Annotated in this window: 12 protein-coding genes, 1 other RNA gene and 1 pseudogene; 7 read left to right on the top strand and 7 right to left on the bottom strand. The window is 57.7% G+C overall.

Annotated features, from left to right (window positions below; all coding sequences use genetic code 11):
• Positions 1 to 84 precede the first annotated feature (84 nt).
• From H3L92_RS11290 to mutS, 3 genes are all read right to left on the bottom strand, one after another.
• Positions 85 to 816 (bottom strand): LOG family protein, encoded by a 732-nt coding sequence (locus tag H3L92_RS11290; protein ID WP_085365317.1) that lies wholly within the window; start codon positions 814 to 816, stop codon positions 85 to 87.
• Positions 817 to 966: 150 nt separating this feature from the next.
• Complete coding sequence (locus H3L92_RS11285) at positions 967 to 2,214, bottom strand: M48 family metallopeptidase (protein WP_085365332.1); 1,248 nt, start codon at positions 2,212 to 2,214, stop codon at positions 967 to 969.
• A gap of 385 nt (positions 2,215 to 2,599) precedes the next feature.
• Positions 2,600 to 5,197 (bottom strand): DNA mismatch repair protein MutS, encoded by a 2,598-nt coding sequence (gene mutS / locus H3L92_RS11280; protein WP_085365318.1) that lies wholly within the window; start codon positions 5,195 to 5,197, stop codon positions 2,600 to 2,602.
• Between the two features lie 68 nt (positions 5,198 to 5,265).
• Here mutS and H3L92_RS13450 point away from each other — a divergent pair.
• Positions 5,266 to 5,428, top strand: a pseudogene (locus H3L92_RS13450) (lipoprotein signal peptidase).
• A 43-nt stretch (positions 5,429 to 5,471) separates the two neighbouring features.
• Here H3L92_RS13450 and rnpB read toward each other — a convergent pair.
• Positions 5,472 to 5,935, bottom strand: an RNA gene (gene rnpB / locus H3L92_RS11275) — RNase P RNA component class A.
• Positions 5,936 to 5,985: 50 nt separating this feature from the next.
• Positions 5,986 to 6,315 (bottom strand): zinc ribbon domain-containing protein YjdM, encoded by a 330-nt coding sequence (locus H3L92_RS11270; protein ID WP_085365319.1) that lies wholly within the window; start codon positions 6,313 to 6,315, stop codon positions 5,986 to 5,988.
• 238 nt (positions 6,316 to 6,553) lie between these two features.
• On the opposite strand from H3L92_RS11270, the gene H3L92_RS11265 reads away from it, so the two are divergent.
• Both H3L92_RS11265 and mnmE read left to right on the top strand, forming a co-directional pair.
• Entirely contained in the window at positions 6,554 to 6,763 is a 210-nt protein-coding gene (locus H3L92_RS11265; protein ID WP_143824313.1) for a hypothetical protein, read from the top strand.
• 63 nt (positions 6,764 to 6,826) lie between these two features.
• Positions 6,827 to 8,194, top strand: coding sequence for a tRNA uridine-5-carboxymethylaminomethyl(34) synthesis GTPase MnmE (mnmE, locus tag H3L92_RS11260; protein WP_085365321.1), 1,368 nt, complete (start codon positions 6,827 to 6,829; stop codon positions 8,192 to 8,194).
• 493 nt (positions 8,195 to 8,687) lie between these two features.
• On the opposite strand, the gene H3L92_RS11255 is transcribed toward mnmE, so the two are convergent.
• Positions 8,688 to 9,917 (bottom strand): PilT/PilU family type 4a pilus ATPase, encoded by a 1,230-nt coding sequence (locus tag H3L92_RS11255; RefSeq protein WP_085365322.1) that lies wholly within the window; start codon positions 9,915 to 9,917, stop codon positions 8,688 to 8,690.
• Positions 9,918 to 10,099: 182 nt separating this feature from the next.
• Positions 10,100 to 11,140 carry a type IV pilus twitching motility protein PilT gene (locus tag H3L92_RS11250; RefSeq protein ID WP_085365323.1) on the bottom strand — a complete coding sequence of 347 codons (1,041 nt, stop codon included), beginning with the start codon at positions 11,138 to 11,140 and terminating at the stop codon, positions 10,100 to 10,102.
• Between the two features lie 167 nt (positions 11,141 to 11,307).
• Here H3L92_RS11250 and H3L92_RS11245 point away from each other — a divergent pair, with 167 nt between their 5' ends.
• The 4 genes from H3L92_RS11245 (at position 11,308) to dksA (ending at position 14,054) form a co-directional block, all read left to right on the top strand.
• On the top strand, positions 11,308 to 12,000 hold the full coding sequence (locus H3L92_RS11245; RefSeq protein ID WP_085365324.1) for a YggS family pyridoxal phosphate-dependent enzyme: 693 nt from the start codon (positions 11,308 to 11,310) through the stop codon (positions 11,998 to 12,000).
• Positions 12,001 to 12,046: 46 nt separating this feature from the next.
• Positions 12,047 to 12,871 carry a pyrroline-5-carboxylate reductase gene (gene proC, locus H3L92_RS11240; protein WP_259345799.1) on the top strand — a complete coding sequence of 275 codons (825 nt, stop codon included), beginning with the start codon at positions 12,047 to 12,049 and terminating at the stop codon, positions 12,869 to 12,871.
• Between the two features lie 2 nt (positions 12,872 to 12,873).
• Positions 12,874 to 13,431: a YggT family protein gene (locus H3L92_RS11235; protein WP_085365326.1), complete on the top strand. Its 558-nt coding sequence runs from the start codon at positions 12,874 to 12,876 to the stop codon at positions 13,429 to 13,431.
• Positions 13,432 to 13,637: 206 nt separating this feature from the next.
• Positions 13,638 to 14,054 (top strand): RNA polymerase-binding protein DksA, encoded by a 417-nt coding sequence (gene dksA / locus H3L92_RS11230; protein ID WP_085365327.1) that lies wholly within the window; start codon positions 13,638 to 13,640, stop codon positions 14,052 to 14,054.
• Positions 14,055 to 14,087 lie beyond the last annotated feature (33 nt).

Here is a 14,087-nt window from a genome sequence, read left to right as displayed (position 1 = left end):
TCGACAAACAGCGCGTAAAGCGTTTCAGACGGCCTGAATGCGGAAGGTTCCGGCGTTGTTTGCACTTGCGCAAAAGCGCCTGTGTTACAACCCCAGCTCCCAAGTGTTGTCTTGCGGCTCGAGCAGGCCGTCGGGGCGGTTTTCGTAGTGGGCGAAAATATGTTCCACGATTTCGTCTTCACCGTCGATTAACTGCACCAGATCCAAATCTTTTTCGGAAATCATGCCGTTGCCGAGCAGTTGGTCGCGGATCCAATCCATCATGCCCTGCCAGAAGGTTTTGCCCACCAGGATAATCGGGCGGCTGGGCGTTTTGCCCGTTTGCACGAGGGTGAGGCTTTCAAACAGTTCGTCGAGCGTGCCGAAGCCGCCGGGCATCACCACATAAGCCACGGCGTGTTTCACAAACATCACTTTGCGCGGAAAAAAATGTTGGAATTTGATGGATAAATTCTGATACGGGTTGGCGTGCTGCTCGTGCGGCAGCACGATGTTCAGCCCCACGGCGGGGCTTTTGCCGGCAAACGCGCCTTTGTTGGCCGCTTCCATGATGCCAGGGCCGCCGCCTGAAATCACCGAAAAACCGGCGTCGGACAGTTTTCGCGACAAGCGCTCGGTAAACAGATAATCGGGGTGGTCCACCGGCGTGCGCGCGCTGCCGTAAATGCTCACGGCAGGCTGGATGGCGCGCAGCTCTTCGCCCGATTCGACGAATTCTGAAATGATTTTCAACACATGATACGACTCGCGCGCCTGGATTTCGCGGCGGGTTTCTTCGGGCAGCATCGGTGCGGGCAGTTTGCGGTAAAGGTTCATAAGCGTTCTTTCGGTTGCGGACGGGGCATTGTAACCGATGATGCCGGTTGCGGCCGTCTGAAAAACATTGCGGGAATCGGGAATATAGTCAAACCGGTAATTTCAGTTTCTTCTTAAGCTGATTCACTGTACGGCATCGGATCCGGCCGTTCAGACGGCCTTTTTCAGCGCCGCCACCCGCTCGCGTGCGCCGGGGTGGGAATCGTAAAAGCGCGAATACCATTTGTCGCTCACCAAACTCGAGGCGTTGCTGCGGTAGAGTTTGGTGAGGGCGGCAATCAGGTCGCCCGCAGAAGCGGCGGCGGCGGCGAAGCGGTCGGCCTCGAATTCGTTTTTGCGCGACATCAGGCTGCCCAGCGGCGAAAACGGAAAGGCAAACACCGGCAGCACCAGCAAAAACAGCAGCAAAGCCATGGCGTGGCTGGGGTAGGCCACGCCCAGCCCCGTGTAAAACGCCGCCTGCGGCATCAGCAGGCCGAGAACGAACAACACCGCCAAAGCCAGCGCAAACGTTACCAGCATCTGTTTGACGATGTGTTTGTGTTTGAAATGCCCCAGCTCGTGCGCCAGCACCGCTTCCACTTCGTCGGGCCGCATATCTTCAAGCAGCGTGTCGTAGAACACAATGCGCTTGTTGGCGCCCAAACCCGTGAAATAGGCGTTGCCGTGGCCGGAGCGTTTGCTGCCGTCCATCACGAAAATGCCGTTGCTTTTGAAGCCGGTGCGTTCGAGCAGGTTTTCGATCTGCGTTTTCAGACGGCCTTCGGGCAGCGGCTCGAATTTGTTGAACATGGGCGCAATCCATTTCGGAAACGCCCACAGCAGCGCGAGCGAAAAGCCCAGCCACAGCAGCCACACCCACAGCCACCACAGCGCGCCGGTTACGCCCATCAGGTAAATCGCGGCATACAGCAGCGGCACGCCGATAACCGCGCCCAGCAGCAGCCCTTTGATGCGGTCGCCGAAAAACACCGCCGGCGTGCTGCGGTTGAAGCCGAAACGCGCTTCGAGCCTGAACGTGCCGTACCAATCAAGCGGCAGCGAAAGCACGGTATTCACTAAGGCGAACAGCGCAACCAAAACCACGCCCTGCGTGATGGGGCCGTCTGAAAACTTCATGCTCAAGGCCGCCAGCAGGTTGAGGCCGCCGCCGAAGGTGAACACCAGCAGCAGCAGGGTTTCAAACACAATGCGGTAGCGCGCCAGCCGCTGTTTGGCCAGCGTGTAGTCGGCCGCTTTTTGGTGGTCTTCGAGCGGTACGGTGGCGCTGAAATCCTGCGGCACGGCATGGCGGTGTTTGAGCACGGCACGGCTTTGGCGCACCGACAGGTAAAGCTGCAAAGCGGTGGAAAACACGAGAAAAAACAGAAAGGCGGTGTAAACGGTGTGTGCATTCATTTTGAATATTTTTTCAATAAAAACAAACTTGTGGCGCAAAACAGACAACATCGGGCAGGGCGCTAGCTAAATTTGGCATTCTGTAAAGCGCGTGAGTATAATGAGTGTCAGCAACTTTTCATAACTGTTTATCCTTTCGGAAAAACACTTCGGCCCTTGTTTACAAGGGCGTTTTTTTGCCTGCCGGTTTCAGACGGCCTTTGCCCGGCAAAGGTTTCTTTTTTCATATTTCTTTTCACATCTTGCGGCTTGGGGCTTTTGTAAAAAGCCGGCCCAAGCTTGGAAATATTGGAATCCGCCATACCCGGCCTTGGGCCGGGTATCTGTTATTTTATTTCTTTTGATGCAACGAGATGCTCGGATCAGGCACGGGCATTTCGTTATTCTATTCTGCCAACTCTTTCAAACGGTAGAGCATATCCAGAGCCTCGCGCGGCGAGAGTTCGTCGGGGCGGATGTCGGCCAGCATGGCCAGCGCGGGGTTGGGTTCGGCGGGCGGGTTGTTTTCAGGGTTGTGGCCGTCTGAAAAACTTTCTCCGCCGTCGAAACCGCCGTCGTTTTCAGACGGCATCATATTGAAAATATCCATCTGCGGGCGGTTGGCGGCAGCCTGTGCTTCGAGTTCGTTCAAATGTTTGCGGGCGGATTTGAGCGCGCGCGCGGGCAGGCCGGCGAGTTTGGCCACGGCGATGCCGTAGCTTTTGCTGGCGGGGCCGGGTTCGATGTGGTGCAGAAACACGATGTCCTGCCCCTGTTCCAGCGCCGAGAGGTGCATATTAACGGCGGTGGCGTGCGCTTCGGGCAGGCGGGTCAGCTCGAAATAGTGGGTGGCAAACAGGCTGAACGATTTGTTTTTCTGCAAAAGGTGTTCGGCAATCGCCTGCGCCAGCGCGAGGCCGTCGAAGGTGGAGGTGCCGCGGCCGACTTCGTCCATCAACACCAGCGATTCTTCGGTAGCGTGGTGCAGGATGTAGGCGGTTTCGCTCATTTCCACCATAAAGGTGGAGCGGTTGCCGGCCAAGTCGTCGCTGGCGCCGATGCGGGTGAAAATCTGGTCGATGGGGCCGGTTTTGGCGGCGTCGGCGGGCACGAAGGCGCCGGTGTGCGCCAGCAGCACGATTAGGGCCACTTGGCGCATATAGGTGGATTTGCCGCCCATATTGGGGCCGGTGAGCAGCATCAGGCGGTGTTTGTGGTCGAGGCCGGTGCTGTTGGCGGTGAAGTGGCGCACCTGCCGCTCGACCACGGGGTGGCGGCCGTTGCTGATTTCAATCAGCGGGTAGTCGGCAAACTCGGGGCACACATAGCCACGCTCTTCGGCATGGCGGGCGAAGGTGGAGAGTACGTCGAGCGAGGCGGCGGCTTTGGCGGCCTTCTGCAATTGCGGCAAGGCCGTCTGAAGCTCTTTGAGCAGGGTGTCGTAGAGTTGTTTTTCGAGCGCGAGCGAGCGTTCTTGCGCGCTGAGCACTTTGTCTTCAAAGGTTTTTAATTCGGGGGTGATGAAGCGTTCGGCGTTTTTCAGGGTTTGGCGGCGCTGGTAGTCGGCGGGCGCCTGCTCGGCCTGCACTTTGGATAATTCGATATAAAAGCCGTGCACTCGGTTGAATTCCACTTTTAAGGTGGATAGGCCGGTGCGTTCGCGTTCGCGCGCTTCGAGAGCGAGCAAAAATTCGTCGCCGTGGTTTTGGATGTGGCGCAACTCGTCCAATTCGGGGTGGAAGCCGTGGTTGATGACGCCGCCGTCTTTCAGCCACACGGCAGGCTCGGGCAGGATGGCCGCTTGCAGTTTTTCGGCGGTCGGCAGGGTTTCGGGGAACACGTTTTGCAGGGTTTGCAGCAAGGCGCTGCCGCCGGCGGGCACCGGCGTTTCGGCCAGCACCAACAGGCTGTCGCGCAGGGCGGCCAAGTCGCGCGGGCGGGCGTTGCCAACGGCGATGCGGGCGGCGATCCGTTCGATGTCGGCCACGCTTTTCAGACAGGCCTGTACATCGGCATAGTGGTTTTGCAGTTCCAAAACCGCCTGCTGGCGCGCCTGAATGTGGCTTCTGTTTCGCAGCGGGTGGTGCAGCCACAGCGCGAGCAGGCGGCTGCCCATGTGGGTGGCGCATTCGTCGAGCACCGAAAACAGCGTCGGCGCTTTTTTGCCGGCGAGCGTTTGGGTGATTTCGAGGTTGCGGCGGGTGGCGGCGTCCATGCCGATGTATTGGTTTTCGGTTTCGAGCGAGAGGCCGTCGAGGTGTTGCGGCAGGCGGTTTTGGGTAAGGCGGATATAGTTAAGCAGCGCACCGGCCGCGCCGACGGCTTCGGCGTGCGCTTCGATATCGAGGCCGAAGCCGCGCAAATCCTGGCAGCCGAAATGGTCGGTTAACAGTTTGGCGGCGGCATCGGCGGCAAACTGCCAGTGGTTGAGCCGCGTGATGTTGGCCGCCTGAACGGCGGGCGCGTTTTTGCCGTCGGGCAGCAGGATTTCGGCGGCCTGCAAACGCGCCAGTTCGTCGGGCAGTTTGTCGGCGGTGGTGAGCTTGGCTTTGAACTCACCGCTTTGCAGCGAGGCCCACGCCAGCCCGATGTGTTTCTTGCCGGCGCACACGGCCACGATGCGGTTGGTTTCTTTGTCTTCGAGAAAGGCCGAATCGGTGAGCGTGCCGGGGGTAACGATGCGCACCACTTTGCGCTCCACCGGCCCTTTGGTCGCGCCCACTTCGCCCACCTGCTCGCAAACCGCCACGCTTTTGCCCATTTTCACCAGCCGCGCCAGATATTGCTCGGCGGCGTGAAACGGCACGCCCGCCATTTTAATCGGTTCGCCGTTGAGCTGGCCGCGGGTGGTCAGCGTGATGTCTAACAGCTTGGCCGCTTCCACCGCGTCGTCGAAAAACAGCTCGTAAAAGTCGCCCATGCGGTAAAACACCAGTTTGTCGGCATGGCCGGCTTTGATGTCGAGATATTGCTGCATCATCGGGGAAACGGCGGGTTTGGTCATTTCAGACGGCCTTTGTGCGGGTGGAAAAGGGAGGGCTATTGTAGCAAAAGAAAGAAAAGCTGAGACCTTTGCAAAACCCCCATCTGCGGTGCATTTCTGCGTTGTGCGTTTATGCCCTTTAGGGTACTGCCCGCTCGCTTGCCTAACTTCATGTTATGTCTGCGCTCGCTGCGCTGCTACGCCTTGAACTGCATCCTCATCTGAAGGGTTTTGCAAAGGTCTCAAGCTTGAGGCCGTCTGAAAAGTTTCAGACGGCCTCTTGAAAAATATCGTGCATACAGGTCGGGCGGTAAGCCGGGTTCTGTCGCGGACAGCCATTCCTCTAGGCACACCATTACTGATGTGCTCCAGCAACCTACCCGAACGCTCGGCGGGCCGCGTCTGTGCGTTCTGTTTGGTCTTGCTACGGATGGGGTTTGGCCTGCTGCGCCTTGTTACCAAGTGCACGGTGCGCTCTTACCGCACCTTTTCACCCTTGCCTGTGCTCCCTACCGCCAGCCTTTTGCGCTCTGCGGTGTTGGCGTGCCTTGCCGTACTATCTGTACTGTCTGCGGCACGCCGCCTTGCATAACGCAAAAGGCTGGCGGCAGTATCTCGGAACCATCGGCGGTTCTGCTCTCTGTTCCACTTTCCGTCGTGTTGCCACGCCCGGCCGTTAGCCGGCATCCTGCCCTGTGTAGCCCGGACTTTCCTCCCCGCAGGCCTTACGCGCTGCGCGGCGGCTGTCTGCCCGGCCTGTATGCGGGGCGGATTATAGCACGGCGGCGGGGCAAACTTTTGCAAAGGTTTCAGGCTTTTTTCACGAATTCCGACTTCAGGTTCATGGCGCTGCCGTCGATTTTGCAGGCGATGTCGTGGTCGCCTTCCTGAAGGCGGATGCCTTTCACTTTGGTGCCCTGTTTGATCACCATCGAGCTGCCTTTCACTTTCAAATCTTTAATCAGCACCACGGTGTCGCCGTCGGCCAGCGGCGTGCCGTTGGCATCTTTCACCGTTAACGTTTCTTCGGCGGCGGATTCGTTTTCCTGCCATTCGTGGGCGCACTCGGGGCAGACGAATTGCACGCCGTCGTGATAGGTCAGTTCGGAGCCGCATTGCGGGCAGGCGGGTAGGGTCATGGTCGGGTTCCTTATAATCTTAGTAATCTTAATAATCTTAAAAATTTGGTGTGAAAAGCCGAATTATATAGTAAAGGCCGTCTGAAACGGTTTTCAGACGGCCTTTACTATATAATCGCCCTATTCAAAAACTTTCAAAAAATATTTGATGAAACTGAAATGGTTCCCTTGGCTTGTCGCGGCATCCTGCTCTTTTCTGGGGTTTCTGTTTATTTTTTTCTTATACATCCCGTATCTCTTGCTGCAACAAACGGGCGGTGTGCGCCCCGAAGATCAACTGATTTCGCTGTTGCTCGGTTTATGCGGCGTTTTATTGTGTGTATGTTCGTTCTGCCTGTTTATGAGCCGTAAAGCGGCAGTCGGCCGGCAGCTGAACACTTTTGATTGGTTTTTGATTCTGTTTCCCGTGTTTCTGCCTGCCGCCGTGCTGGCGTATCTGCTGTTTTAATCGCGCGCCTGTGTACGGAAGAGTGTCTCTTGTTTACGGTTTTCAAATAAAACGGAATATTTTATGTCTGCATCTCAAAATCCCATAGCCGCCATCGCCACCGCGCCCGGACGCGGCGGCGTGGGTGTTGTCCGTATTTCCGGCAAAAACCTGCTGCCGTTGGCCGCAACCCTCAGCGGCGGCAAAACGCCCAAGCCGAGGGTGGCTTTATATACCGATTTTCTCGATTCAGACGGCCAAGCCATCGATACCGGCCTGATGCTGTATTTCGCCGCACCGGCGAGTTTCACCGGCGAAGACGTGCTCGAGCTGCAAGGCCACGGTGGACCGGTGGTGATGCAGATGCTGCTGTCGCGCTGTTTGCAGTTGGGGGCGCGCCTGGCCGAGCCGGGCGAATTTACCAAACGCGCATTTCTCAACAACAAACTCGATCTGGCGCAGGCCGAGAGCGTGGCCGATTTGATTGATGCTTCCAGCCGATCGGCCGCGCGCATGGCCGTGCGCTCGCTCAAAGGCGCGTTTTCGCAGCACATTCACGCGCTGGTGGATGATTTGATTACGCTCAGAATGCTGGTGGAAGCCACGCTGGATTTTCCCGAAGAAGACATCGATTTTCTCGAAGCCGCCGATGCGCGCGGCAGGCTGGCCGAACTGCAAGGGCGCTTGAAAACCGTGTTGCAGAGCGCCGAGCAGGGCGCGATTTTGCGCGAAGGCATGAATGTGGTGCTGGTGGGCGCGCCCAATGTGGGCAAATCAAGCCTGCTCAATGCGCTGGCGGGCGACGAAGTGGCGATTGTTACCGACATCGCCGGCACCACCCGCGACACCGTGCGCGAACAGATTACGCTCGACGGCGTGCCGGTGCACATCATCGACACCGCCGGTTTGCGCGACACCGACGACGTGGTGGAGCAAATCGGCATCGAGCGCAGCCAAAAAGCCGTGCGCGAAGCCGATGTGGCGCTGGTTCTGATTGACCCGGCCGAGGGCATCAACGCCAAAACCCAAGCGATTCTGAACAGCCTGCCGCCGACGCTGAAAAAAATCGAAATCCGCAACAAAATCGATTTGGCCGGCGAAACCGCCGCAATGGTTTCAGACGGCCTCAAACTGGCCAGCGGTGCGGATACGCTGATCAAACTTTCGGCCAAAACCGGCGCAGGTTTGGATTTGCTCAAACAGGCGCTGCTCAACGAAATCGGCTGGCAGGGCGAGAGCGAAGGGCTGTTTCTCGCCCGCCGCCGCCACCTCGCCGCGCTGCACGAAGCCGAAGCCGAATTGGAAAATGCCGCGCTGTGCGGCAACCACCAAATCGAGCTTTTGGCCGAACACCTTCGGCTGGCGCAGGCCGCGTGCAGCGAAATCACCGGTGAATTTACGGCAGACGATTTATTGGGGGTGATTTTTTCGAGGTTCTGTATCGGAAAATAAACGGTGTTTTCGGGAGGGTTTCAGGCCGTCTGAAATGCCCGGCTGCTGTTACGGTTTATTGATTTCACGATTCATATAGCAATCCGTCGCAGCAAAATGGAAGCCGCCTAAGAAACGGATATGGGCTAAGCCCAAACAGGCCCTCTCTCTAGCTCTCTCCCACGGGAGAAGGAACAGGTTGCAGAAGTGTAGAGATGTTCAGGTGTTTTCAGACGGCCTGAGACCTTTGCAAAATTCTTTTAGGCACCTTAAAGCACTTGCGTCATGCTCGGGCTTGACCCGAGTATCTTTTTGAGAATTTTGCAAAAATCGTTGAAGCTAAATCGTTGAAGCTAATGACGGAATTTAAGCTTTTCAGACGGCCTCAAGGTATTTTTGCAAAGGTTTTTTGTTCTTAAAAAATAACAGATGCCCGGGGCAGGCCCGGGCATAATTGGCGGGGAAAGCAAAACCCTCACGTTCCAACCGGGTTTCGCAAAGGCTTCCGCCCGCGTTACATCAAATTCAAATCGCTGATGCGGTCATACAGGCGGCTCGGATCGTTGCCTTCTTCGTGCAGCTGGATGCGCAGGCGCAGGTCGTTGGCGGAGTCGGCTTGGCGCAGGGCTTCGTCGTATTCGATTTGGCCTTTGATATAGAGGTCGAACAGGTGCTGGTCGAAGGTTTGCATGCCTTCGCCGCTCGAGCGCACCATCAGGTCTTTGATGTCCATCAGGTCGCCTTTGAAAATCAAATCCTGCATGGCGGGGTTGTTGAGCAGCAGGTCGATAACGGCGGTGCGCTGGCCGCGGCCTTTTTTAATCACCAAACGCTGGCCGATGATGGCGGTGAGGTTCAGCGCCAAATCCATCAAAACTTGCGGCTGGCGCTCTTCGGGGTAGAAGTTGATGATGCGCTCGATGGCCTGCGCGGCGTTGTTGGCGTGCAGGGTAAACACGCACAAGTGGCCGGTTTGGGCAAGCTGGAGGGCGTATTCCATGCTGGCTTCGCTGCGCACCTCGCCGATACAGATAACGTCGGGCGCTTGGCGCATGGCGCTTTGCACGGCCAGTTTCCAGTCGGCGGTGTCGATGCCCACTTCGCGCTGGGTGATGATGCAGCGGCGCGGCTGGTAGAGGTATTCGATGGGGTCTTCGATGGTTACGATGTGGCCGGGCATTTTTTGGTTGCGGTGGTCGATCATGGCGGCCATCGAGGTGGATTTGCCCGAGCCGGTGGGGCCGGCGAGAATCAGCAGGCCGCGGGGGGTGAGGGCGAGGTCTTTGAGTTTCGGCGGCAGCGCCAGCTCTTCCACGCTGGGAATGCGCTGGTTGATGCGGCGCAACACCATGCCGGGGCGGCCTTGTTCGTGATAGGCGTTAACGCGGTAGCGGGTGTTGCTGCGCGACTGCACCGAATAGTTCAGCTCCAAATCGCGGTTGAAGGCTTCGAGCTGCTCGTCGTTCATGGTCGATTGGGTGATGGCGGCGGTGTCGGCGCCGGTGAGCGCCTTGTGCGGCATGGGCGTGAGCGTGCCGTTTACTTTCATGGCGGGCGGGAAGCCGGCGCTGATAAAGATGTCGGAAGCGCCGCGCTGTTCGGCTTCGGCGCACATGCGGTCGAGCAGCGGGTGCAGGTGGGTGCCGATTTCGGCGGGGGTGGGGATGTGCGGCGGTTGGTTTTTCTGTGAATAAGCCTGCACCATTTCGGAAAGCAGGTTGTGCAGTTGGTTGGATTCGCTCATGGTGTTTTCCCTGACGGTTTTTCGGTATCGGTTTTTCAGACGGCCTGTTTGTTTTGTATAGTGAATCCACTTACTTCGGTACAAGGCAGCAAGCCGAAGACAGTACGGTAGTACGGCAAGGCGCAGCAACGCCGTAACGGAGTAAGTGGATTCACTATAAAGGCTGCGGCCGTCTGAAAGAATCAAACAATCATATCGGCGCTTTGTGCTTTGCTGCGCGCCACTTCGGGGCTGATAACGCCTTGGCGCACGAGGTTTTGCAGGGCTTGGTCGAGCGTTTGCATGCCGTGCGCCTGGCCGGTTTGCAGCGCGGAGTTGATTTGGGCGATTTTGTTTTCGCGGATCAGGTTGCGCACGGCGGCGGTGGACACCAGGATTTCGTGCGCGGCCACGCGGCCGTTGCCGTCGCGGGTTTTCAGCAGGGTTTGCGAAATCACGGCGCGCAGCGATTCCGACAGCATCGAGCGTACCATTTCTTTTTCGCCGGCGGGGAACACGTCGACGATACGGTCAACCGTTTTGGCCGCGCCGGTGGTGTGCAGGGTGCCGAACACCAAGTGGCCGGTTTCGGCGGCGGTGAGCGCGAGGCCGATGGTTTCGGGGTCGCGCATCTCGCCCACCAGAATCACGTCGGGGTCTTCGCGCAGCGCCGATTTGAGCGCGTTGGCGAAGCTGTGGGTGTGTTGGTGCAGTTCGCGCTGGTTGATCAGCGCTTTTTTGCTTTGGTGCACAAACTCGATCGGGTCTTCGATGGTGAGGATGTGGGCGGGCTGGGTTTCGTTGATGTAGTTGATCATCGCCGCCAGCGTGGTCGATTTACCCGAGCCGGTGGGGCCGGTTACCAGCACGAGGCCGCGCGGGTTGTCGGCGATTTTCTGGAAAATGCGCGGGGCTTTGAGGTCTTCCAGCGTGAGCACGGTGCTGGGAATGGTACGGAACACCGCCGCCGGGCCGCGGTTGGTCATGAATGCGTTCACACGGAAGCGCGCCACATTGGGCAGCTCGAACGAAAAATCCACTTCGAGGTTTTGCTGGTACACTTTGCGCTGATAGTCGTTCATCACCGAAGTAATCATATTGCCCACTTCTTCGTTGGTCATTTCGGGCAGGTTGATGCGGCGCACGTCGCCGTGCACGCGGATCATCGGCGGCAGCTCGGAGCTTAAGTGAAGGTCGGACGCTTTGTTTTTCACGCCGAAGGCGAGTAAGTCGGTAATCTGCATAATGTGTAGCCTTGCTTTTTAAGTTAAAATTTTTCAGACGGCCGCCGTTCGGTTTGGCGGCGGCCGGGAATCAATCCATGTCGGCGCATTATTTTAAATAGATAAACCGTGTTAAACCAAGTAAATTTTTAATTATTTTTGCTAACGTGCCAAAAACGGAAAGAATCATGACAAGCCTGCAACAAAATTACCGCAACGTGCTGGCCCGAATCGGCCAAGCCGAAGCCGCCGCACACCGCAGCGCGGGCAGCGTGAAGCTGGTGGCGGTGGGCAAAACCTTTCCCGCCGCCGACATCCGCGAAGTCTATGCCGTGGGCTGCCGCGATTTCGGCGAAAACTATATTCAGGAATGGTATGAAAAAACCGGGCGGCTGGCCGATTTGCCCGGCATCGTGTGGCACATCATCGGCGATGTGCAGTCGAACAAAACCAAATATGTGGCCGAACGCGCCCATTGGGTGCACACCATAGGCCGTCTGAAAACCGCCCAACGGTTGAGCGCGCAAAGGCCGCCTGAAATGCCGCCTTTGCAGGTGTGTATCGAAGTGAACATCGCCGCCGAGCCGAACAAACACGGCGTGGCGCCCGAAGAAGCCGTGGCGCTGGCCTGCGAAGCGGCGAAGCTGCCCAACCTAACCGTGCGCGGCCTGATGTGCGTGGCCAAAGAGGGCAGCAGCGAAGAGCAACTGCGGCAGCAGTTCGGCAAGATGCAGCAGCTGCTGGCCGACTTAAACGCAGCGGGCGTGGCGGCCGACGTGCTCTCAATGGGGATGTCGGCCGATATGGATATTGCCGTCGAATGCGGCGCCACCCATGTGCGTGTGGGCAGCGCGGTTTTCGGCAGGCGCAACTACGGTTAACGGATGCCGAGGCCGTCTGAAACCTTTTCAGACGGCCTGCCGGGCTATCTGTCCATTCGCAGAAAGCAAAACCATGACTATCTATTTTTTAGGCGGCGGCAATATGGCCGAAGCCATAGCGGGCGGTTTGGTGAAACAGGGCGGTTATCACGTCCACATCGCCAACCGCGGAGCCGGAAAACGCGAACGGTTGGCGCGTGAGTTGGGCGTGCAGGTATCGGAAAAGCTGCCCGGCCTCAGTGCAGACGATGTGTTGGTGCTGGCGGTCAAACCGCAGGACATGCAGGCCGCCTGTGCAGGTTTGCAAACCAGCGGTGCGCTGGTGTTGTCGGTGGCCGCCGGTTTAAGCATCGATACCTTAAGCCGCTGGCTGGGCGGCACCCGCCGCATCGTGCGGGTAATGCCGAACACGCCCAGCAAGGTCGGTTTGGGCGTTTCCGGCCTGTTTGCCGCCGACGGCGCCGATGAAGCCGACAAACGTCTCGCCCAAAACATAATGGCGGCGGTGGGCGAAACAGTGTGGCTGGAAAACGAAGCGCAAATGCACGCCATCACCGGCATCACCGGCAGCGGCCCCGCCTATGTGTTTTACCTGATGAACGCCTTGCAGGCCGCCGCCGTGCAGCAGGGTTTCGACGAAAAAACCGCCCGCAGCCTCAGCCTAGCCACCTTCAAAGGCGCAGCGGCACTCGCCGAATCAAGCGGCGAAGATTTCAGCACCTTGCAGCAAAACGTTACCTCGAAAGGCGGCACCACCTTTGCCGCCGTCGAAGCCTTCAACGCACACCGGCTGCCCGAAGCCATCGAAGCCGGCGTCAACGCCTGCGTGGCGCGTTCGCAGGAAATGGCGCAACAGTTCGAGGCCGTCTGAACATGATTGCCCAAATGCTGATCCTGCTGGCCGACGGCCTCGCCATAGTGTGTTTGTCGCGTTGCCTGCTGCAATGGGCCAAGCTCGATTACAGCCACCCGCTGGCGCAGTTTTGCACCCAAACCACCGATTGGCTGGTCAAACCCCTGCGCAAAGCCGCCCCGCCACTGGGCCGCTGGGATACCGCCTGTGTATTGGCCGCCGTGCTGCTCTATTATGCAGCCTACACATTGGCCTCACTGATTGTCCTGCCCGGCGGGTTCGGCGCCAAAATCATTGCCGCCAACCTGTTCTTCGCCGTGTTGGGCATTTTGAAAGCCACCGCCTATGTGCTGCTGTTGGGGCTGGTGTTAAGAATGGTGCTGAGTTTTAAAAATCCATACTCTTCTTTACAAGCATCTTTGCATAAAGTGTTTGAACCATTATCACGACCGTTTGTCTTTCTAAAATTCAGGCGTTACGACTTTTCAGGTAGCGTATTGGCCCTGATGCTGTGGTTTTGGCTGAGTGCAATCCTGCCACAGTTGACCGCCAGGCTGAATTTATGGCTGTTGAATTGATTTATCAAAAAGTTAGCTCCCCAAACAGGCCGTCTGAACACCAAGAAATAACACAGCGGCGGGCAAAAGCGCAGCATAAACAAAAAACCATGTTATGATGACTGCCTAAGCCGAATAGGCCGATTTTCCGAAAAATCAATAACAAGCCGCAACGGGCGACTTTAACCGCTAAAGTCATTCAAGCAACCGGGAAAGAAAGAACCATCATGACAAAACTGACCGAACAAGACATCCTCAACTGGAACGGCCCCGAAGACGACTACATGAATGCCGACCAGCTGGCATTTTTCCGCGACTTGCTGGTTAAACTGCAAGACGAACTCATCGAAAACGCCAATGCCACCACCGGCCACCTGCAAGAGCACGAGTCCGCCCCCGATCCCGCCGACCGCGCCACGCAAGAAGAAGAATACGCTCTCGAGCTGCGCACCCGTGACCGCGAGCGCAAACTGCTGAGCAAAATCCAAGCCTCCATCCGCAGCATCGACGAAGGCGACTACGGATTCTGCCAAGACACTGGCGAACCCATCGGCCTCAAACGCCTGCTGGCCCGTCCCACCGCCACCCTGTCGGTAGAAGCCCAAGAGCGCCGCGAACAACTGAAAAAACAGTTCGCTGATTAATACACAGCACCAAGCATATCAGGCCGTCTGAAA

The sequence above is a fragment of the Neisseria dentiae genome, assembly GCF_014055005.1.
Taxonomy (GTDB): domain Bacteria; phylum Pseudomonadota; class Gammaproteobacteria; order Burkholderiales; family Neisseriaceae; genus Neisseria; species Neisseria dentiae.
Note: the sequence above shows the minus strand (reverse complement) of the source record. Positions and strands in the feature narration are given on the sequence as shown.